Genomic DNA, 20,791 nt, shown 5'->3' with positions numbered 1-20,791 from the left:
TCTCAGCAACTTTGGGCATGTCCCTACCCAATATTTCCGGATCCAGCCCATAACATCCAGCATGTATAATACCTTTGGTACCATAAAAGAATGTTACCACCTCCAGGACTTATTAGGATTTTTGCCACTAGGCCAATTGGCAGGTAGATCTGGTTTAATACCCCCGTCATACCAGTTCACCTCTACTTCCGCAATTTTATCTTGCCTTTTCTTCCACGTTCGGGGAAGGTCATTTGCACGGACTGAGCCGTTTGGGGCACTGTCCTTCAAGAGTAGGGAGGAACTTCCCTGAACTTTGGTTGGATAGCCCAATTTTAGGGCCTCAAATACGGGATGTAGAATATGGCAGGCCATATCCCCCAATGCCCCCGTACCGTAATTCCACCATCCTCGCCAGTTCCATGGGTGGTACACTTGATTGTAGGGTATCAACTCAGCAGGGCCTGTAAAACAGGTCCCAATCCAAAGTATCGGGGACCCATTGTCCTTGGACAGGGGGATTCACTCCCTGTGGCCAAATGGGCCTATCCGTAAAGGATTCCACCTTGGTGATATCCCCTATGGCACCACTCCAAATTAATTCGCAGGTTTTGGCCACTCCCTCTCCAGATGCCCCTTGGTTCCCCATCTGGGTGGCCACATTATGCTGCTTGGCCAATTTGGTCAGTAATCTGGATTCATAAACGGAATGGGTAAGCGGTTTTTGCACATAAACGTGTTTTCCACGGACCATGGCATCGGCAGCCACAATAGCATGGGTATGATCGGCCGTAGCTACCAGAACAGCATCAAAGTCGTTGCCCATCTCATCATACATCACTCTAAAATCCTTGTATTTCTTCGCTTTAGGAAAGTGATCAAAACAATTCTTTGCATATTTCCAATCCACATCACACAATCCAACAATATTTTCGCCCTGTAAATTTCTAAGGTTGCCAAACCCCATGCTTCCTACTCCTACCCCAACTATATTCAGTTTATCACTGGGCGCTTTATGCCCTAATCCCGAAATAACATTACTCGGGAGAATGGTAATTCCGGCAGCGGCAACGCCTGTTTTACTAATAAAAGATCTTCGTGTGATTGGTAAGGGTTTGTTTGATTCTTTTTTCATTATTAAGATTGATTTTTTGGATTTGCAATAGATTTGATTTGCACTTTATACTCCTTAAAATTCGTAAAAAAATTGGTAATTAGAGGGCAATATGGAAAATTTGCCTTTAAATTAATTTGAATTTTACTTAGTTTACGTCCAAATATCAATATTCTACCATGTCCAAAACCCTTTACCGAGTCTATGTTGTGGAATTATCCAAACGTGTATTTACAGAGAATGCGAAGTTTAGGGCTGCCAATCCCCAATTTAACGGAGTATTGGAATGCCTTTATGTGGGTATGACCTCCAAAACCCCCAAGGAGCGATTTGAACAGCACAAGACCGGATATAGAAACAAGAAGGGGCATAAATTATCGTCCAACATTGTGGAGAAATACGGGCTTTATCTAAGGCCTAGCCTATACAATCATATAGATCCTGTTCTGACCAGAGCGGAAGCTTTGGAAATAGAGGAAGGCTTGGCCTTGGAATTAAGGAGGGAGCGATATGCTGTCTGGTATAATTGAGTAGGTATAGATACTGAACAAAATTTCCTAAATTTAACCAAGACCTAATTTTTCATGATAAAAAACATCCTTGTCCTATTTGCCCTTAATCTTTTTTTATTTGGCCATGCACAAATATTGAAAAAGGAAATACCCGATAAATTGCTGGTGCTCACTTTTGATGATGCCCCGGCGAGTCAGTATGCGGTGGTGGCCCCTCTTTTGAAGGAATACGGTTTTGGAGCTACATTTTTTGTATGCGAGTTTCCTCCAAATTATAAGGACAGCACCCTGTATATGAATTGGCGACAGATAAAAGCATTGGACAAAATGGGCTTTGAAGTGGCCAATCATACCCATACCCATGCCAATGTTAGCAAGCTCTCCCAATCACAATTTAATGCAGAGTTGGAATATATAGAAAATAAATGTGATTCCCTGGGGATAACCCCGCCACAAAACTTTGCCTATCCCGGTTACGGACTAAATGCCGATGTACTTAAGTTTTTGGAAGAAAAAAGTTACCGTTTTGCCAGGGCCGGGGGCAGCAGGGCATACGACCCTTTAACAGACCATCCATTTTTAATCCCTAGTTGGGCGACCAATGCGGGTAATAAAAGTGAAATTAAAGCCGCTATGGGCGAAGCCAAAAACGGCAAGATCACAGTGCTTACCCTGCACGGCGTACCGGATGTGGAACATCCATGGGTAAATACACCGCCAAACTTATTCAAAGAATATCTGCAGTATTTATCAGATCACGATTTTAAGGTGGTTTCCCTTAGGGATTTACTGGCCTATATTGACACAGAGGAGGCCATGAAAACCATTGTCCCTAATTTGACCATGCCACTTAAGAACTAAAGAATTGGTATAAGTACTTTTCTAAAACCTAATTCCTTCCAAAAAAAATAAGGATAATAAGAACATTGTCCCTTTTTAATTGGTCCTGAACCCACCTAAGGAAGCGATGTTCATTTTCCGCTCTAATGCTCATTTTCCTGAGGATAGTTCAAGGGATTTCACTATATTTCAGTATAATAAAACCAACGCTCCTACCCTCCCCCTGCACAAGCTGAACTTCTTGGCAAGGCATCCGGTGGCCCTAAAAAAATGAAATGGATACGCTAAGTAAGTTATTGGACTTTAATCTGATCAGTATTGGGGATTATAAAATAAAAGTATACACCCTGGTTATAATTCTATTAATAATTCTAATTACAAGGGTAATATTGAAGCTCATAAAATCGGCGCTATTTCGGCGCTATAAGGGGTTGCACCTGGATAAGGGAAACACTTATGCCCTATATCAAATCATTAAATATGTTATATGGGTAATTGCCTTTGGCTTTATATTGGAATCCGTGGGCATCAAGGTCACCATTTTAATTGCCGGCTCCGCTGCACTATTGGTGGGTGTGGGATTGGGCCTGCAACAAACCTTCAACGATGTAATCTCTGGCATAATATTACTTTCGGAGAAATCGATCAAAATCAACGACGTCCTTGAAATAGATGGCGATATAGTGGAAATACAGGAAATTGGATTGAGAACTTCGCGGGGACTTAACAGAAACGATATTTCCATAATTATACCAAATTCATTGATAACTACAAATAAGGTCATCAATTGGAGTCACCAGAAGAAAAAAACCCGTTTCAAAATAGGTGTTGGAGTGGCCTATGGTAGTGATGTTGATCTTGTTGTCAGAATACTGGAGGAAAGTGTTTTGGAACATCCTGATTTTGATGATAGCAAAATGATAGAGGGACGCTTTGTAAATTTCGGCAATTCCTCCTTGGATTTTGAGGTGCTGTTTTTTAGCGAAAACGTATTTAGAATCGAGAAGGTGAAAAGTGATATCCGAAAGATCATCAACCGGAAATTCAGTGAAAACAAGATTGTAATACCCTTTCCGCAAATGGACCTTCACTTTAAGTCGGGCCATACAGAAATAATCCCTAAAAATGAACAGCCAGGTTCTAAAAAATGAACCCAATCAACATAGAACGATGTGATCAACAAAAAAATAAAAATGGCAAGATTCTTAAAAAAATCAAAGGAGGAAATAGGGACTTCACCTGATGAACTTATCTTCCGTGGAGATAAGAAAATTAATGAAGTACTGCTTAGAATAATAGATTTTGATGCCAATAGCCTGGCCGAAGAAACCATAAAGACGGTAAAGGAGGTATTAAAATATCAGGAAAAGGACACGGTTACCTGGTTTAATATAGACGGACTCCACAATACCGAAATTATTGAGGGCATTGCTAATGAATTCAATTTTGACCGTATGGTCTTGGCAGATGTAATGAACACCCAGGCAAGACCAACGATTAAGGAATACGACAACTGCATTTATATCTCCATAAAAATGTTGCAACAAGCCCCCAATTCCGATACCATAAATGTTGAAAACCTGAGTTTGATATTGACCGAATCGATTTTGATTTCCTTTCAGGAAACCAAAGGGGACGTCTTTGAACCAGTTAGGGAACGGATCCGAAAACAGAAAAGAAGAATTAGGAACGGCGGTACGGATTACCTCTTATTTGCCCTGTTGGATATTGTAATTGATAACTACATCTACATTATTGGCGTATTGGGGGAAAAAATTGAAATGCTGGAAGAAAGTCTGCTCTTGGAACCAAGGCAGGAGATTATTGGGGAAATCAACTCCTACAAACGGGAATTGAATTTTCTGAGAAAGAATATCAAACCAGCCAAGGAAGTGATATTGAACCTTGCAAAAATGGAATCGGATTTTATTACGGAAAGTACGGAAATGCATTTTAAGGAGCTACAGGACAACATAAATCACGCCAGCGACTCTTCGGATAGCTATAGGGAAATACTGTCCGACCAATTGAACATCTATCACACCACCATTAGTAGCAAGCTGAACGACATCATGAAATTTCTGACTGTATTTTCCGTGATTTTTATTCCGCTGACCTTTATTGCCGGTATTTACGGGACCAACTTTGATGTTGTGCCGGAACTTCATTATAAATACAGTTATTTTATTATGTGGGGGGTAATTATCGTCATTGCCATTGGAATGTTGATCTATTTTAGAAAGAAGAAATGGTTGTAGAAACACAAAATAATATAATACGAAGCGGCTTTATTTTCTTAGGAATTCTGATGATAAACTATGCCCATGGACAAGATCTAAATAAACACCTATGGAAAAATAGGGTCCTACTAATCATGTCCCAAAATGAGAATTCCAAGGAATATCAGGATCAAATTGCCGAATTTTATAAATTTCCAAGAGAACTTAAGGAAAGAAAAATGCTGATCTATCATGTTTTGCCTCAGCGTTATACCTTAATCAAGGATCCTGTTGATCCCGAACAAAATGAATGGGTTTCCTCCTCTGCCCTATTCGATAAATTTGCTGGAAAAAATGTGGATTTCAAAGTAGTATTGATTGGACTGGATGGCGGCAATAAACTTGAAAAAAACGGATTGCTTTCCGCTGAAGAACTTTTTGGAACCATAGACTCCATGCCAATGAGAAGGGCGGAATTGAACAAAAAAAGGAATAGATAGACTTAAAAATTGGTTAGGCCAATCCCTGAACCAAACTCTAGACCAGAAATTAAATTAAAAAAATGCAAACAAGTCCAACCACCACCTTAAAATACTTTCCAATACTTTTATTGTACGCTATATTGGGGAGTTGCAATGGCACATCCCAAAAATCGCCCGAAAAACCTACCAGGGAACTAATATTCGTTTCGTCCGATAAAGAATTGAACAAAGCTTTCAACTGGGCCAAAAACAAGGCCTTGTCCTACGCCCATGACAATAATGACCCAGTTGGGTATTGGTATGAGGCTGCCCTACCCGATCGGGAAGCGTTCTGCATGCGGGATGTTTCCCACCAGGCAATTGGTGCGGAAATTTTAGGGTTGGGGAAACACAATTTTAATATGTTTCTAAAGTTCGCACAAAACATTAGTAAGGAAAAGGATTACTGTAGCTATTGGGAAATTAACAGGTATAACAAACCTGCCCCGGTAGACTACGAAAATGATCAAGATTTTTGGTATAACCTGCCGGCAAACTTTGATATTACCTATACTGCCAATCGACTTTATAAATGGACCGGAAACAAAGAATACCTGGAGAACCCGGATCTAATAAAATTTTATGAATTAAGTCTCAACGAATATTTAAATCACTGGGATATAGGTTACCTCGAAACCCTGGAAAGAAACCGATCCCTGCATACGCCAAACAATCAAGAAAATAGTAGGTTTGGAAATAAGAGGGGAATCCCTTCCTATAATGAAGGGGGCAGAGGGGAAACTATGCTGGGAATAGATATGACCGCTTCCATAATAGCCGCTTACAAGGCCTACGCAGAGATGCTAAAACTCAGGGGCGACCTGTCCCTATCTTCAGAATACTTGGAGAAGGCCAATCAGGAACAGGAATTCCTAGATCAATTTTGGTACGATAACGAAAACCAGGAATATCGTTCCATTCTTTATGACGATGGAAGCTTCGATTATTTTATGGTAGGGAAAGATCAGGCTTTTCTGCATTACCTATTCTATTTTGATACCATTAAGGAGGATTCCAAAATTTTGAATTTGGTAGGGAAATACGAGGCCAACTTCAACAAATTAATTGTGGAGCTAAAATCTTATTTGCCTATTATGTTTTATGAAAATGGCAAATCGGAACTGGCTAACAAGATGATCATAAATTTGTGCAGCGTTCAAAACCCCCGAAGGGCCTATCCCGAGAATTCCTATACGGTAATAGAGCATTTAACCCGAGGGTTGATGGGTATAGAGGCAGATGCAGCTAACAATGGGTTTGTAAGCTTTTCCAGGTTGGAAAAAGATTTGGAATGGGCCGAAATGGCCAACGTTCCCTTATTATCCAATAAAATTGGTGTAAAACATTTTGGAAAGACCAAAACCATAGCCCATAATATAAATGGGGAAAACATAAAATGGACTGCTAAAATACCTGGTACCCATGAATTTCTCTTTGTAAATGGAGAAAAAAGAGCCAGTACCCAAGTAGCCAATGGCATGCTGCCCTATTCCTACATAACCATAGACCTAGAAAAAAATGACACGGCCACCGTATCCACAACTCCCCAATCCTAAATGAAAATTAGGACTGCCCAATATTAATATTATGATGTTACAAAGATATAAAATGACCATTATCATATTTCAAAAGAAAAAATCACCCTAGGTTTATCCTCTTTTATTACTGTTATATAATGTAATATACTTTGAGTACCTCACTGAATACCTTTGACTACCATTTGATTCTAATATGAACAAAGAATTTATTCCCAAGTTGTTCTCACTTTTAAAGGAGGGAATTTCCAAGGAAACCATTACAAAAGACATACTTTCTGGATTGATCGTGGGCATTGTTGCCCTTCCCTTGGCGATCGCTTTTGCAATAGCCTCAGGAGTATCGCCGGAAAAGGGAATAATTACGGCCATTATTGCCGGAATAATAATTTCGGCCTTCGGTGGTAGTCGGGTCCAAATTGGGGGGCCAACTGGAGCCTTTATAGTAATCGTATACGGTATTGTTCAAGAGCATGGAATAAATGGCCTTACCATAGCTACTTTTATGGCCGGATTTATCATCATCGGCCTAGGACTGGCCCGATTGGGGAACCTATTAAAATTTATTCCCTATTCACTTATAGTAGGCTTTACCAGTGGTATCGCCCTGATTATCTTTTCTTCCCAGATCAATGATTTTTTTGGACTTCAGATAGCGAAGGTACCGGCCGACTTTATGGATAAATGGGCGGTATATTTTGAAAATTTGGACAAGATCAATGGGTATGCCATTGCAATCGCTAGCGGAACGGTCATCATAACCCTATATTTTCAAAAACTGATAAAGAAAATACCGGGTTCTATAGTTGCCATCCTAATGTCCACAATTGTGGTACAGGTTTTTGGGATACCGGTGGATACCATTGAAAGCAATTTTGGGGAAATCCCGAATCATTTGAGCATGCCCAGCCTTCCCAATGTAGATTATGACACTGTAAAGTCCCTTATACAGCCTGCTTTTGCCATTGCCCTATTAGGTGGTATAGAATCCCTGCTGTCCGCTGTGGTTTCGGACTCCATGATAGGCGGAAAACATCGTTCCAATATGGAATTGATAGCTCAGGGCGGTGCCAATATATTCTCGGCCATCTTTGGGGGAATCCCCGCCACAGGGGCCATAGCAAGAACTGCCACCAATGTAAAGAATGGCGGTAGAACCCCAATTGCGGGTATAGTACACGCATTGGTTCTCTTGTCCATAATGCTTTTATTTGCTCCTTATGCCAAGTTGATACCCCTTTCCTGTTTGGCGGGAATTTTAATGGTCGTGGCCTATCATATGAGCGAATGGCGACAATTTAAATCGATTTTAAAGGGCAATAGAATGGATATCATCATCCTACTTAGCACCTTCTTCCTAACGGTCATTTTTGATCTTGTTATAGCCATTGAAATTGGGATTGTACTCTCCAGTTTTATGTTTATGAAAAGAATGAGCGAGGCGGTACTGGTTGAAAAAATCACATCTGATAATATTAACGACGAACATTTGTTTGACGATGAACTACTGGAGCTCCCTAAAAATGTGCTGTTATATGAAATTAATGGCCCCTTGTTTTTTGGTGCCGCAAGACAATTTCAGGAAACCATATCCAATACCCATTTACAACCCAAGGTGATTATTATAAGAATGCGCTATGTTCCTATGATCGATGCCACAGGGTATCAGAGCTTAAAGGAGATCATAAAATCGTATAGGGCCAAGGGAATAAAAGTAATTCTATCCGGGATCAACGAAGAGACCAAAAAGGATTTTGAGAAGAACGAAATGTTCTCCGTATTGAACGAAGAGTATATCTTCAAGAATATCAATGAGGCTTTGGAAAAGTCAAAATCCAATATTCAAGGATAACGACCAAGTGTGTTATAATAGCCATCTTATGACTTAGCGAAGCTATTTAAATTTTAATAGTCGATCAGAATCCAAGAATTTTGTGTTTATTTAAATCATACTTTTGAATAACCACGCCAATGGCCTTGATGCCAATGCGCATACCAACCTTTAAACGGACCATGATATGAGACCCCACGCACGAGTATTATTTTTTACCCTACTCCTTCTTTGCAGTTATAATGTAAAAAGTCAGACCGATACCATTACGGTAAACAAAGATTCGGTCAATACGGAAATCTTAAAAAATTATAACAAGCGTATAGCGGAAATTGAACAGCAACGTGTTGAAGATTCCATAAAGAAAGCGGATTTGGAGAATCAGCTCAATTCTTTAAAAACAACGGATAACATACAAAAAGAAGAACTTCTTCTTCAGCTTAAAACCATTGAAGACAATAATAAGTCGCGCATAGCCCACAAAATAGCGCGTATAGATTCATTGCGGAATACTGCCTCCGGATTTCCGGTAATCACTTCCCTTGGCGATACCCTATTCCATATCTATTCCAAGATTGGAGCATCCACTCCCCAAGAGAGGGCACTTAGCATATCAAAAAAAATCAAAAAATTGGATGATGATGATTTTCTAAAGATCGATTCCATTGTCGTTGTAAAATCTGAAAACACATTTGATATTGTTTATGGAGAAACCATCATTATGAGTATTTCCGAATCCGATGCCATTTGGTACGACAAAAGTATGCGCGCCCTGGCAGATGAATTTACGCTTAAGATCAAGACCTCCATCATTGAAGTAAAGAAAGAGAGTGGCATAATAAAGATATTTATGCGCATAGGCTTGGTCATCCTCGTCATTGGCCTTGCCTGGCTAATATTTATCCTCATAGGGAAAGGTTATACCAGGGCACTCGCCTACATCCATAGATCAAAGGACAAGTGGCTCAAAAATCTATCTTACAAGGATTATACCTTTCTGACTGCCGATCAGGAATTGCAAGTGGTGCTGTTTTTGTTCAATATTTTTCGTTGGTTGGTGTACGCGCTTTTGCTGTACATCTCCCTACCGATCATTTTTAGTATTTTTCCTTTCTCCCGCACTTGGGCAGATACGCTTTTCCAATTAATCTGGTCCCCATTTAAAGGTGGCGCCATCGCTGTATGGCACTATATACCCAACCTGATCAGCATCTTGGTCATCTATTTTGTAATGAAATACTGTATCCGTTTCGTACGGTACATATTTTCAGAAATTGAAGCGGAAAAACTAAAATTATCCGGTTTTCATTCGGACTGGGCCATGCCTACTTTCAGCATAGTGAAGTTTTTGCTTTATGCCTTTATGTTCATATTGATTTTCCCCTATTTACCAGGTTCGGATTCAGATATATTTAAAGGAGTTTCCGTATTTATAGGGGTATTGTTTTCTTTGGGATCCTCAACGGCCATTGCCAATATGGTGGCCGGATTGGTCATTACCTATATGCGGCCCTTCAAAATTGGGGATCGTATAAAAATTGGTGAAGTCACCGGCGATGTGGTAGAAAAAACCTTGTTGGTAACCAGAGTGAAAACCACAAAAAATGAAGTAATCACCATCCCAAATTCTTCGGTGCTCTCCGGCAACACTACCAATTTTACCAGCGAAACTTTGGAAAGGGGGCTTATTATACATACCACCGTGACCATTGGCTATGATGTTCCTTGGATAGATGTACATAAGGCCCTGATCGATGCCGCATTAAGGACAGATCTACTTTTAAAGGATCCTGCTCCCTTTGTACTACAGACCGGCTTGGAAGATTTTTATGTTGCCTACCAAATAAACGCACATACAAAAAATGCCAGTAAACAGGCATTGATCTATTCCAATTTGCATCAAAATATACAAGACGTATTTAATGAAAGGGGCATTGAAATCCTATCGCCACATTATAGGGCTGCCAGAGATGGAAATATGACCACCACACCGGCTAATTATTTGCCCAAGGATTATAAGGCGCCAAGTTTTAGCGTAAAGGTGGAAAAGGACAAGAATGACTAATTGGTCCAAAGTGTAATTTATATCCTGGGAAATTTTTGTTCAAGCAATATTCAAATGGTGAATGTTCCTACAAAAGGTAAACATTGACCCATAAGGCACCTTTTATCAACAAACTAACTGATTTAAAGAAGATTGTAATCAAGACTATATCAATCTATGCAAAAAAATTACTATTTTAGGAGTACCCCAGCTAGGATATTTTTTTGAAACCAACAGCTATTTAATATTATAGCCAAAAACCGACCCATGACCAAAATCTTTCACTTAATTAGACTTCGGAAACATTGTGCAACCGTTACCTGAGTAGCTAACCCTATGTTTTTATTATGGCATATAGCTGTTGACTTTTGTGCTATTAATACTGAAAACAACTTATTGAAACTATAAAATTTCCCCCTTTATTTTAAATACCCTTTTGTTAAATTAAATATTGCTTAGATGAAAAAAGGACTAAAAATACTAGGAGTGAGCATAGGATTGATTGTATTATTGATTGGAATTGTTGTAATCTTTATCAGTGCCAACGATATTCCTTCCTATGATGTGGAAAAAATTGATTTCAAGGTAAATAGTAGTCCCGAAGCTTTGGCCAGGGGCGAAAAATTGGCCCTTATGCTATGTGCCAGTTGCCATTTGAACCATCAAACCAATAAACTTACGGGTCAAAAAATGATGGATGCCCCACCGGAATTTGGAGAAATCTATTCCCAGAATATTACCCAGGACAAGACCTATGGCATTGGGGACTGGACGGATGGGGAACTGGTATATCTCCTTAGAACGGGCATAAAAAGGGACGGTCAATACAGTCCGCCCTATATGGCCAAATTGCCACATATGGCGGATGAAGATATTAATGCCATTATTGCGTTTTTAAGGTCGGACCACCCTATGGTGAAAGCGGATCCCACTCCGGATATTCCCCCCAAACCCTCCTTATTGACCAAAATCCTTTGTAGGGTTGCCTTTAAGCCACTTCCTTTGCCCACTGAGGCAATTCCCTTACCAAATGAAAACAAGGCTGTGGAATTGGGTAAATATCTGGCACATAACTTGGATTGCTTCTCATGCCATTCGGCCGATTTTAAAACCAACGATTTTCTAAATCCTGAATTGAGTGAAGGGTATTTTGGAGGGGGCAATAAACCCTTGGATTTGCAGGGACGGGTAATGCTGACATCGAACCTTACACCGGACAAGGAAACCGGAATTGGGAATTGGACCAAGGAAGATTTTGTCAATGCACTGAAGTATGGGCAGAAAAAGGGTGCAAAGGCCTTGACCTACCCCATGCTGCCCTATCCTCAACTTAGCGATGCCGAAGCCGGGGCCATTTTTGAATACTTGCAGACCATAACCCCCATAAAAAACATGGTGGAGCGGTCCATTTACTAAAAATGTAAAGTCTAATTTTTGACTTGTGCCAACCATGTCCTCTAACTAAATATGGTCCTTAGCTTAAGTTGTCGTAAATTACCCTAAAGGTGAATTATGAAGTATCTTTTGGCCACTTTAGTTTTTATGACGCTTATGACCTCAAAAATAATTTTCGATTTCAATAAAGATTCCAACATCAAGGAATGGAGAATTGTGAATGATGGGGTCATGGGAGGCTTGTCGGTAGGGAGCTTTACCTTGAGCCCTAATGGACATGGACTATTTATGGGGGAGATTTCTTTGGAAAACAATGGTGGATTCTCTTCCGTGCGTTACCGGTTTGAAAAGCTAAAGGTAACCGAAGACAGCAACATAACCATTAAACTCAAAGGCGACGGCAAAAATTATCAGTTTAGGGTAAAGGACGATTCCAACAATTATTATTCCTATATCGTTACCTTCCCAACTTCAGGGGAGTGGGAAGAAATCAAAATTTCACTCAAGGATATGTATTCTTCTTTTCGGGGCAGGAAATTGGACATGCCCAATTTTTCAAAAAATAGCATTGAGGAAATTGTTTTCCTGATCGGGAACAAAAGAACCGAAAACTTCACATTGTTGATCGATAAAATAGCTTTGGATTAGCCATAGCCCTGAGACTTGGAGATAAAAAAAATCAATTGAATTATAATTGGACTTCTACTCCTAACACTGGGCAGCGTTGATAAAACATAGAACTTACTTGAAAACCTAAAAATTTGCTACATTTATCGGAGTGCTTTCTCATTAAGGAAAATTCCAGGGTACCCTTTTGAGGAACATTTTAATAACAGCCTATTACCTTATTTATAACAACTATGAATTTATTGAAAACCTTACTATTGGCATTGCTATTGAGCACTGCCACAGTCTCCTTAGCTCAAATTGAATTACCTGCCTTTTTTGGGGACCATATGGTCTTACAACAAAATAGGGATGTCTCCATTTGGGGAACCGATAAACCGAACGCTAAAATTAAGGTAATAGGAAGTTGGGGAAAAGAATCCACTGCAACTGCCAATGCCAACGGACAATGGAAACTGAAGATCCAAACCCCATCCTATGGCGGACCCTATACCCTGAACATAAAGGGGAGCAATGCGCGTACCCTGAAAAATGTTATGATCGGGGAGGTTTGGTTGTGTTCCGGGCAATCCAATATGGAAATGCCTGTAAAAGGATTTAACAACCAACCCATAAATGGCAGTGCTGAAGCCATTTTAAACTCCAGGAACAGTCAGATACGCCTGTTTACCGTAAAAAGAGCTACCAGTTTGCAGCCATTGGAAAATGTGGAAGGGCAATGGTCCGAGGCCGGTCCGGCCACCGTAAGGGACTTTAGTGCCACCGCTTACTTTTTTGGAAAAAAGTTGAATAGCCTTTTAAATGTTCCCATCGGTTTGATCCATACCTCCTGGGGCGGATCCAATGTGGAGACCTGGATGGATAAGGAGACGCTTTCCGAATTCAATACCATAGCGTTGCCCAAAAAGCTTCCTGAGGGAGCACCACAACGTACCCCTACCCTATTGTACAATGCCATGATCAACCCCTTAATAGGGTACAACATTAAGGGAGCTATTTGGTACCAAGGGGAATCGAACAGGAACCAGGCCAAGGAATACGCCCAGCTGTTCCCCACCATGATCAATACCTGGAGGGAAAAGTGGCAACAGGGCAAGTTTCCCTTTTACTTTGTTCAAATTGCACCATATGGCTATGACGGCGGTAATGCAGGCTATGTTAGGGAAGCGCAATTGCACACTATGAAAACGGTTGAAAATACGGGAATGGCAGTAACAATGGACATTGGCGACTGCGATTTTATCCATCCCAGGGAGAAGAAACTGGTGGGAGATAGATTGGCCCTTTGGGCACTTGCCAAAGATTACGGCATGGAGGGTATTGCGTATAGCGGTCCGGTGTACAAAGCAATAGATGAGATAAAGGATGGCAAGGTAAAATTGTCCTTTGAGTTTAATGAGAACGGACTCTCCAGTTATGGACGGCCATTATCGGGCTTTGAAGTGGCCGGGGCGGATAAAGTTTTTCATCCTGCCGAGGCTAAAATAAACGGGGACAGGACCCTAAGCGTGTGGGCAGAAGGGGTATTAAATCCTGTGGCCGTTAGATATGCCTTTAAGAATTGTGAGGAGGGCAGCCTTTTTAATACCGATGGACTTCCTGCCTCTTCGTTTAGAACCGATACTTGGGAAGAATAAGCACTTAAAAATGATACAAGGGGTACCAACTTGGTACATAGTTAGGTACCCCATGACTTAGTACCATTGTCTCGTTCAATATCCCCCGAATAGTCGAGTTCTTTTAAGGAAATCCAAATTGGGATATTTTATGAGAATTGATCGGTGACCATTGAAACTAAAAAATAAGCTAGCGTTTTTTGTAAAACAAGTACATCCAAATTGTCCTGGATAACCTAAAATTGAAGGCACTACTAAGCAGGGCTATGCTTACCACACATAAAAATATATAAGCAATCGAGATTTTAAGAATGGCCCAGGTAAGCACAAAACAGGCGATCATTTCGGCACAGGCCAAGGCATAACTAACAAACATGGCCCCAAAGAAAAAACCGGGTTCCACTTCAAACTTATAATTACAATTTTTGCACCTTTTACCCATTTTCGGCATTCTAAAAAGTATTGAACTACCCTTAGAGCTAAATATGTCCCCTTTATTACAATGGGGACACTTCCCCCTGATTATACTTAAAATCATTATTTTGTACCAAAATTATGTGGGCAAAGTTAGTCCCAATAGTTTTGGATTATATTATCCCATTATCCCCATTTTTTGTACTTTTCGGACATTAAGACCTTTAGTATGAAAACAATTCCAATTCTCGGCATAGAACAATTTGAGCACCAAGCCCAATTGGAAGACTTTTATAGCAATAATTTGGAGCACCACTTAAAAAAGAACAGGGAATATTTTCACAAACCCCATAAGCATAACTTTTTCCTTTGTGTACTATTTACCCAAGGATCGGGCATACATGAAATTGATTTTGAAACCTACACTGTGCAAGCAGGTTGCATATTTTTTCTTAGACCCGGCCAAACCCATTTTTGGCAATTCAACAGCAGTCCACAAGGCTATATCTTTTTTCATACCCAGGAGTTCTTTGAATTTCATTTTACCAATAACAAGTTAGAGCAATTTCCTTTTTACTATTCCTTTAAAAACCCGCCCTTGGTAAACATAGCGTTGGACAAAATACAGCGTATGAAATCTAAATTTGTGGAAATAAATAAGGAATACTATTCCGAGCTTCCGTTTAAAAAACAAAAATTGGCCAACCTACTAAGTTCAGTCTATATTGATCTGTCCAGACATTATATGGCACAGGGCCAAAAGAAAGAAGTAATCTCCCTACGGTATTTCAGTACCCTAAGAGCCTTGGAACAGTTGATAGATAAACATTATAGATCTCAAAAATCGGCCAAATATTACGCAGACGCCTTACATATTAGCAGCAAGCACTTAAATAGAATTTTAAGAACCACTTTGAACAAGACCACCACCCAACTTATTATGGAACGTATTATGCTGGAAGCCAAAAGACTCATGGTTCACTCCAATAATTCCCTGTCCGAAATTTCCGAAATTTTGGGCTATGAAGATTATGCCCACTTCTCCAAGGTATTTAAAAAAATGACCCATATGAACCCCAAAGAGTTTAAAAGGAGCTATAACTGAGCAGACTTAATACAACCAGTGGATTTACCTACAAGCAACCTTTTCACTATTCAAAATACGACTTCATGGGTTCAAAATAATGTTCCTGCCAACCTTTAATATAAGGTTCACCATCTTCTGGAACATTGGTATGGATTAAGGTCAATTCGGTTATCCCATCTGATTCTGAAAGTATAAGCTCAATTTGCGAATCTTCCTCCTTATCCTTAAAATTATCAGTTCTCCAGGTTTGAACAATTTTATGGTAGGGTTCCAAAATTAGATTCTCGCCTTTAATATACCCGTCCCAAGCGGTAAATGGATCACCAACCCTGTCTGACACAAAGGCCTCACCTCCGGTCATTTTGGTATGCCCCTGAGTGCTGAGCCAAGTCTTGTAAATTTGTTTTGCCGTGGCATTAAAAGTTGTCTTTAAGGTAAATTCCATTACTGTGCTTTTAAGATGAAATTAAAATAACTGCTCCATTCTTAAATTTACCAAATAATTTTCAGTAGTTGAATCTTAAGGGGCCTATATTTTAGGGGCACCACATAGTGTAGCACCATTATTATATTTGGACCTTTTCCTTTTGTACTTTAATAACAAAAGACTACTCGGAAGAAAAGTCGATTTAGATTAGCTTTTGCTAACTTTGCCTTTTATAAACACCCTAGCCGTGCACCCAAAAAATCCCTTTGCCAAAAATTACGATTTTGATTTCCTAGTGCAGCACTCCCGCGATCTGAAGGAATTTGTCTTTGTGAACGAATATGGAAACCAAACCATAACCTTTGGGGACAAACAAGGGGTAAAGGCATTGAACAGGGCCTTATTAAAGGCCCACTATGGCCTTGACCATTGGGATATTCCAGAGCATAATCTATGCCCTCCTATTCCCGGTCGTTTGGATTACCTCTTGCATGTGGCGGAGCTGATTCCAAAAACCAAACTTAGCTTGTTGGACATAGGCACCGGGGCCAACCTTATTTATCCCATTTTGGCTACATGCCACTTTAATTGGCAATGTACCGCCAGTGAGGTAGATCTGGATGCCTTAAAAAACGCACAGGAAATTATTGACAGCAACAAGGTATTACAAAAGATAGCGCTAAGACGGCAAAGGTTCAAGAGCAGTATTCTGGAACACATTATTCAGCCTGGGGATAATTTTGACGTTGTAGTCTGCAATCCCCCATTTTTCAAAAACCGTACGGATGCCGAACAACAAAACCAGCGAAAGGTGCGCAACCTACAATTAGAGGGTGGGGAACGCTTAAATTTTGGAGGTCTGGCCAACGAATTGTGGTACAAGGGCGGTGAGGAAGCCTTTATAAAAAAGATGGCCGGGGAGAGTGTGCTATTCAAAGATCAGGTACATTGGTTTAGCTCTCTGGTCTCCCAAAAAGAAAACCTAAAAAATATAAAAAGGGACATTAATAAAACCGATCCAGCAGAAGTCAAGGTCATTGAAATGGAACAGGGCAATAAGAAGAGTAGATTTGTGGCCTGGACCTATAGAAAATAAAAGCGTTGGACCTTACCAAATTAAGAACATTGTGGTTTGGTCCTATTTTTACAACGAATCTAACGGACTCTCAATATTTCTAAGACTACGCGGTGTTACTTTAGTGTACACCTGGGTCGTCTTAATGGAACTATGCCCTAAAAGTTCTTGGATAAAACGCATATCGGTACCGGATTCCAAGAGATGGGTTGCGTAACTGTGCCGAAGGCCGTGTACCCCAATATTTTTTTTGATACCTGCTTTTTTCATGGCCACTTTAAACACTTTCTGCACGCTGCCTTTAGAATATTGTCCCCCATATCTCCCTTCTAGCAAATATTCCTTGGGACTATATTGCTTGTAATACTCCCTAAGTTTTGGCAATAAGGTTACGGGAAGCGGCACTATTCTATCTTTCTTACCTTTTGCCCCATGTATATGCACTACCATTCTTGCGCTATCAATGTCTCTTATTTTAACAGCTACGACTTCGGAAACCCTAAGACCCAAACCATAGCAAAGTTCCAAAGCAATGCGATGTTTTAAATTGTCAAGCTGTTTAAACAACCTCACAACTTCATTCTTGGCCAGCATTTTAGGTAAGGTCACAGGTTTTTTAGGCCTTGGAATATCAAAAAAAAGCTGTGGCCTATGTAGTACTTTTTCAAAATAAAATTTGATAGCGTTTATCTTACCATTCATTTTACGTTCGCCCATTTCTTCTTGGTACACACAATAGAGTAAATAATCCTTTAATCTTTTTGGTGTAAGCTCTTCTACGGGATAATTTTTAATCAATTGAAGTAGGTGTACAAATTCTGCTACGTATATGCGAATGGTGTTCTGGCTAAGCGCTTTTAACCTAAGTTGATCATAATACTGTATTAGGGACTCTTGGTTAACCGGTGCAATTTTGGTCAGTTGTTTTGCAATAAAAGGTCGCTGCTCTATTTTTAAGGCCGTTCTTACAGCGGGTATATCTGGCAAATACCAGGCTTTATTTGTTTTACTCCATTTTGTAGATGTAAATCGATCCCGAAATTGCTGGACCAAGTGGGGATCATAAGGAAAATGCACCAATATTACATTTTTGTTACGATGCACGGTAGGCATAAAGGTATATTGTGAAAAATCCATTCCTCATTTTGTATAACAATATACTGTAAGATACAAAATGATATATAAAATACCTACTCTTAAATTTTATCATATCTATTTATGTATAGGAGTTAAGGAGATATTGGGTTATTTTTATATCTTGACCTTTAATTACACATATATATGTGTTGTGTTTAATTTAAAAGACCATTCTATGACCGAAAATGAATTTGAACAATCTTTCCAAAAAGCAATAAAACTGTCCTTTTTAAAATCACGAGATTATAATATTGAACCGCCAATTATTGCAATAATATTTTCAAATGACAAGGACGGAATAGAATCTTATAAATTTTTGCAAAACGAATTTACAAAAGATGAAATAAACATAGTATTTCGACCAAACCAAAATAAAAAAATGAACTTATCAATCGTAGATAACAAAAACTCTAAAGTATTTAATATTTACGATTTGGACTACTCAAAACCCGAACTGACTGATTTCAGACAAAACGGAGAATTTGGTAAATATTGTGTTTTTTGTATAGCACAAATAATTAATAATCAATTAGTTTTATCCTCTTTGGTAAAAGAAAAACCTTTAATGGTTTCGGAATTAGTGTTTTCCGAATAAGGAACAAACCTAACTTCCGACTTTTCATCGTTAGACCAAACAAACCGACCATTTAACTTTAACTCACACATAAAATAAAAACTATGAACCTAGACAACGAAACCGCAGAAAAACTAATAAAAGCATTGAACGGATTTTCAAAAAGTATGAACGAGTTTAACAACACACATCCTGACGGATTAAGGTTAGACCCTGAAACTTTTGACATCATAAATTCTTTAAACTATAATCTAAAAAACTTTAATCAGGAAAATGAGTAGAGTAAATATTTTTAACTTCACTTAAAACATCTTCTAATTTTGTTTCTTTTTTAATATCTGATAAAAAGATTGACAAATTAGAATCCGAATCTGAACTGTTTTTTCTAAATGTTTGAGAAACCTTCATACTAACTGTTTTAATAAAAAACTAAACACAATAACTAAGACTTCGTGTGGTCGGTACGGCCAAACATGAAGACCGTGTTGACTGAACCGGGTCCTGTTTTCCCTTACTATGGGGATTGCTAAGGTTTGAGGGAGTCTTTTACATATACCTTGTTGTCGGAGCTGGCCCCTTAATTTGGTGGTCACCTCTTTCGTAGCCCGTTCCGGTGCCCTTTTTGATTTCCTTGGCCCATTTTACTCTCCGGAACGGCCTTTTCCATCCCGCTATTTTAATTTTGGCCACGGGTATCCCGTTACGCTGTTTCGGGCGTTCTTCTTGGGGCGCTATTTTTCAGTCGATCGGACCATGCTTTGGGCGGGCCACGGCTGTCGAATACCGCTACGGTCACCATAATCCCGATCTGGCAGTAAGGACATCGGCAATGTTTCAAGGGAGGCCGTCCATTGGGCACGGGACCGCCCAGGACCTGTTGCAGCAAAGGAAGCAGTGCCTTCTTCCTGGAACTGCTCAGGATCCCATAATGGCGTATACGCACGAACCCCTTGGGCAGGATGTGCAGAGCGAACCTGCGGACGAATTCGGCATCGGTTAATCGCAGTAAGGATATCCTTCCCCCATGCCGGTAATCCTTGACGGTAAAAGTGACGTTATTATTATCTAGGCTCTTTATACGGTGGTCACTGATGGCAATCTTGTGGGTATAGCGGCCAAGATATTCTACTACTTGTGCCGGACCTAAAAATGGACGTTTGCAATAAATTACCCAATTGTGCTTGAACAGGTTTTCGTAGAAGGCCGTGGGTTGTGGTGGAAATTCCTTGCGAAGGGATGCTACAAAACGAGCTCTAAAAACCTTGCTCATTGCCTTTACAGGAAACAAATACTTTCCTTTGTTCCTAGCGGATTTCCATTTGCCCGACCTTGTGGTCCCTCCTCCGGGAACAATGCAATGCAGATGCGGGTGAAGGGACAGATTTTGGCCCCAGGTGTGCAGGATGGCGACCATTCCCGGGTCGGCCCCCAAAAACTTGGGATTGGATGAAAAGCCTTTGATTACCTGCCAGGCCGTCCCGAACAAAAGGCCATAGATCGTTTTGGGGCTATAAAGGCATACCCTGTTAAGCTGCGAAGGAAGGGTAAAGACCATATGGAAATACGGCACGTTCAGCAGTTCGGCCTCCCTTGCCCTTATCCATTGTTCCCTTTTATGCCCCTGGCACTTGGGGCAATGACGGTTCCGGCAACTGTTGTAGCTAAGGTGCAGCTTATGGCAGCCAGGGTTGTCGCAACGGTCTATATGCCCGCCCAATACTGCGGTGCGGCATTTGCGCAGGGCGTGCAGGGTCCTTGACTGCCAGCTATTGGCACAAAGGCCGGCGAGCTGTTCCCTGTTGCGTTCCAATACCTGGGCCACTTCGTAAGTGGCGCGTGACACC

21 protein-coding genes are annotated in these 20,791 nt (G+C 40.2%); 15 read left to right on the top strand and 6 right to left on the bottom strand.

Going from position 1 to position 20,791, the window contains the following annotated elements; genetic code table 11:
• Positions 1-93 precede the first annotated feature (93 nt).
• Complete coding sequence (locus U735_RS25720) at positions 94-432, bottom strand: hypothetical protein (RefSeq protein ID WP_051891948.1); 339 nt, start codon at positions 430-432, stop codon at positions 94-96.
• 1 nt (position 433) lies between these two features.
• A complete protein-coding gene (locus U735_RS25285) occupies positions 434-1,114 on the bottom strand; it encodes a Gfo/Idh/MocA family protein (RefSeq protein WP_051891946.1) in 681 nt (226 codons plus the stop codon).
• Between the two features lie 158 nt (positions 1,115-1,272).
• Here U735_RS25285 and U735_RS0110050 point away from each other — a divergent pair, with 158 nt between their 5' ends.
• From U735_RS0110050 to U735_RS0109995, 11 genes are all read left to right on the top strand, one after another.
• On the top strand, positions 1,273-1,623 hold the full coding sequence (locus U735_RS0110050; protein ID WP_031443704.1) for a ribose-5-phosphate isomerase: 351 nt from the start codon (positions 1,273-1,275) through the stop codon (positions 1,621-1,623).
• Positions 1,624-1,677: 54 nt separating this feature from the next.
• Positions 1,678-2,466: a polysaccharide deacetylase family protein gene (locus U735_RS0110045; RefSeq protein ID WP_031443703.1), complete on the top strand. Its 789-nt coding sequence runs from the start codon at positions 1,678-1,680 to the stop codon at positions 2,464-2,466.
• 254 nt (positions 2,467-2,720) lie between these two features.
• A complete protein-coding gene (locus U735_RS0110035) occupies positions 2,721-3,596 on the top strand; it encodes a mechanosensitive ion channel family protein (protein ID WP_034248148.1) in 876 nt (291 codons plus the stop codon).
• 42 nt (positions 3,597-3,638) lie between these two features.
• On the top strand, positions 3,639-4,703 hold the full coding sequence (gene corA / locus U735_RS0110030) for a magnesium/cobalt transporter CorA (protein WP_031443701.1): 1,065 nt from the start codon (positions 3,639-3,641) through the stop codon (positions 4,701-4,703).
• Positions 4,694-5,164: a DUF4174 domain-containing protein gene (locus U735_RS24975; RefSeq protein ID WP_051891944.1), complete on the top strand. Its 471-nt coding sequence runs from the start codon at positions 4,694-4,696 to the stop codon at positions 5,162-5,164. The genes corA and U735_RS24975 overlap by 10 nt, the downstream gene beginning before the upstream one ends.
• Before the next feature lie 62 nt (positions 5,165-5,226).
• Positions 5,227-6,741, top strand: coding sequence for a hypothetical protein (locus U735_RS0110020; protein WP_051891942.1), 1,515 nt, complete (start codon positions 5,227-5,229; stop codon positions 6,739-6,741).
• A 175-nt stretch (positions 6,742-6,916) separates the two neighbouring features.
• Positions 6,917-8,572: a SulP family inorganic anion transporter gene (locus U735_RS0110015; protein WP_031443698.1), complete on the top strand. Its 1,656-nt coding sequence runs from the start codon at positions 6,917-6,919 to the stop codon at positions 8,570-8,572.
• A gap of 166 nt (positions 8,573-8,738) precedes the next feature.
• Positions 8,739-10,616 carry a mechanosensitive ion channel domain-containing protein gene (locus U735_RS0110010; protein WP_031443697.1) on the top strand — a complete coding sequence of 626 codons (1,878 nt, stop codon included), beginning with the start codon at positions 8,739-8,741 and terminating at the stop codon, positions 10,614-10,616.
• Between the two features lie 438 nt (positions 10,617-11,054).
• Positions 11,055-12,011 (top strand): c-type cytochrome, encoded by a 957-nt coding sequence (locus tag U735_RS0110005; protein ID WP_031443696.1) that lies wholly within the window; start codon positions 11,055-11,057, stop codon positions 12,009-12,011.
• Between the two features lie 96 nt (positions 12,012-12,107).
• A complete protein-coding gene (locus tag U735_RS0110000; RefSeq protein WP_232233218.1) occupies positions 12,108-12,638 on the top strand; it encodes a CIA30 family protein in 531 nt (176 codons plus the stop codon).
• A 212-nt stretch (positions 12,639-12,850) separates the two neighbouring features.
• Positions 12,851-14,254 (top strand): sialate O-acetylesterase, encoded by a 1,404-nt coding sequence (locus tag U735_RS0109995; protein ID WP_031443694.1) that lies wholly within the window; start codon positions 12,851-12,853, stop codon positions 14,252-14,254.
• A gap of 169 nt (positions 14,255-14,423) precedes the next feature.
• Here U735_RS0109995 and U735_RS0109990 read toward each other — a convergent pair whose 3' ends face one another.
• Positions 14,424-14,675: a DUF983 domain-containing protein gene (locus U735_RS0109990; RefSeq protein ID WP_232233217.1), complete on the bottom strand. Its 252-nt coding sequence runs from the start codon at positions 14,673-14,675 to the stop codon at positions 14,424-14,426.
• 201 nt (positions 14,676-14,876) lie between these two features.
• Here U735_RS0109990 and U735_RS0109985 point away from each other — a divergent pair, with 201 nt between their 5' ends.
• Positions 14,877-15,752 (top strand): AraC family transcriptional regulator, encoded by an 876-nt coding sequence (locus tag U735_RS0109985; protein WP_031443692.1) that lies wholly within the window; start codon positions 14,877-14,879, stop codon positions 15,750-15,752.
• A 46-nt stretch (positions 15,753-15,798) separates the two neighbouring features.
• Here the strand turns inward: U735_RS0109985 and U735_RS0109980 are convergent, their stop codons facing one another.
• Positions 15,799-16,179 (bottom strand): SRPBCC domain-containing protein, encoded by a 381-nt coding sequence (locus U735_RS0109980; protein ID WP_031443691.1) that lies wholly within the window; start codon positions 16,177-16,179, stop codon positions 15,799-15,801.
• 229 nt (positions 16,180-16,408) lie between these two features.
• On the opposite strand from U735_RS0109980, the gene rlmF reads away from it, so the two are divergent.
• A complete protein-coding gene (gene rlmF / locus U735_RS0109975; RefSeq protein ID WP_051892040.1) occupies positions 16,409-17,257 on the top strand; it encodes a 23S rRNA (adenine(1618)-N(6))-methyltransferase RlmF in 849 nt (282 codons plus the stop codon).
• Between the two features lie 48 nt (positions 17,258-17,305).
• Here rlmF and U735_RS0109970 read toward each other — a convergent pair whose 3' ends face one another.
• Positions 17,306-18,373 (bottom strand): tyrosine-type recombinase/integrase, encoded by a 1,068-nt coding sequence (locus U735_RS0109970; RefSeq protein ID WP_031443689.1) that lies wholly within the window; start codon positions 18,371-18,373, stop codon positions 17,306-17,308.
• Positions 18,374-18,548: 175 nt separating this feature from the next.
• Here U735_RS0109970 and U735_RS0109965 point away from each other — a divergent pair, with 175 nt between their 5' ends.
• Both U735_RS0109965 and U735_RS25565 read left to right on the top strand, forming a co-directional pair.
• Positions 18,549-18,968, top strand: coding sequence for a hypothetical protein (locus U735_RS0109965; protein WP_146032836.1), 420 nt, complete (start codon positions 18,549-18,551; stop codon positions 18,966-18,968).
• Positions 18,969-19,051: 83 nt separating this feature from the next.
• Positions 19,052-19,228, top strand: a complete 177-nt coding sequence (locus U735_RS25565) for a hypothetical protein (protein ID WP_157365018.1) — start codon at positions 19,052-19,054, stop codon at positions 19,226-19,228.
• Positions 19,229-19,647: 419 nt separating this feature from the next.
• Here U735_RS25565 and U735_RS0109955 read toward each other — a convergent pair whose 3' ends face one another.
• A complete protein-coding gene (locus U735_RS0109955) occupies positions 19,648-20,790 on the bottom strand; it encodes an IS91 family transposase (protein ID WP_031443686.1) in 1,143 nt (380 codons plus the stop codon).
• Position 20,791: the final 1 nt, after the last annotated feature.

This window comes from Arenibacter algicola (assembly GCF_000733925.1).
GTDB lineage: Bacteria > Bacteroidota > Bacteroidia > Flavobacteriales > Flavobacteriaceae > Arenibacter > Arenibacter algicola.
The sequence above is the reverse complement of the archived record's forward strand: the minus strand, read 5'-3'. Positions and strand labels throughout refer to the sequence as shown.

Coding starts and splice junctions, on each gene's coding strand:
- U735_RS25285 (WP_051891946.1), bottom strand. CDS start 1,114: ATGAAAAAAGAATCAAACAAACCCTTACCAATCACACGAAGATCTTTT.
- U735_RS0110050 (WP_031443704.1), top strand. CDS start 1,273: ATGTCCAAAACCCTTTACCGAGTCTATGTTGTGGAATTATCCAAACGT.
- U735_RS0110045 (WP_031443703.1), top strand. CDS start 1,678: ATGATAAAAAACATCCTTGTCCTATTTGCCCTTAATCTTTTTTTATTT.
- U735_RS0110035 (WP_034248148.1), top strand. CDS start 2,721: ATGGATACGCTAAGTAAGTTATTGGACTTTAATCTGATCAGTATTGGG.
- corA (WP_031443701.1), top strand. CDS start 3,639: ATGGCAAGATTCTTAAAAAAATCAAAGGAGGAAATAGGGACTTCACCT.
- U735_RS24975 (WP_051891944.1), top strand. CDS start 4,694: ATGGTTGTAGAAACACAAAATAATATAATACGAAGCGGCTTTATTTTC.
- U735_RS0110020 (WP_051891942.1), top strand. CDS start 5,227: ATGCAAACAAGTCCAACCACCACCTTAAAATACTTTCCAATACTTTTA.
- U735_RS0110015 (WP_031443698.1), top strand. CDS start 6,917: ATGAACAAAGAATTTATTCCCAAGTTGTTCTCACTTTTAAAGGAGGGA.
- U735_RS0110010 (WP_031443697.1), top strand. CDS start 8,739: ATGAGACCCCACGCACGAGTATTATTTTTTACCCTACTCCTTCTTTGC.
- U735_RS0110005 (WP_031443696.1), top strand. CDS start 11,055: ATGAAAAAAGGACTAAAAATACTAGGAGTGAGCATAGGATTGATTGTA.
- U735_RS0110000 (WP_232233218.1), top strand. CDS start 12,108: ATGAAGTATCTTTTGGCCACTTTAGTTTTTATGACGCTTATGACCTCA.
- U735_RS0109995 (WP_031443694.1), top strand. CDS start 12,851: ATGAATTTATTGAAAACCTTACTATTGGCATTGCTATTGAGCACTGCC.
- U735_RS0109990 (WP_232233217.1), bottom strand. CDS start 14,675: ATGGGTAAAAGGTGCAAAAATTGTAATTATAAGTTTGAAGTGGAACCC.
- U735_RS0109985 (WP_031443692.1), top strand. CDS start 14,877: ATGAAAACAATTCCAATTCTCGGCATAGAACAATTTGAGCACCAAGCC.
- U735_RS0109980 (WP_031443691.1), bottom strand. CDS start 16,179: ATGGAATTTACCTTAAAGACAACTTTTAATGCCACGGCAAAACAAATT.
- U735_RS0109970 (WP_031443689.1), bottom strand. CDS start 18,373: ATGGATTTTTCACAATATACCTTTATGCCTACCGTGCATCGTAACAAA.
- U735_RS0109965 (WP_146032836.1), top strand. CDS start 18,549: ATGACCGAAAATGAATTTGAACAATCTTTCCAAAAAGCAATAAAACTG.
- U735_RS25565 (WP_157365018.1), top strand. CDS start 19,052: ATGAACCTAGACAACGAAACCGCAGAAAAACTAATAAAAGCATTGAAC.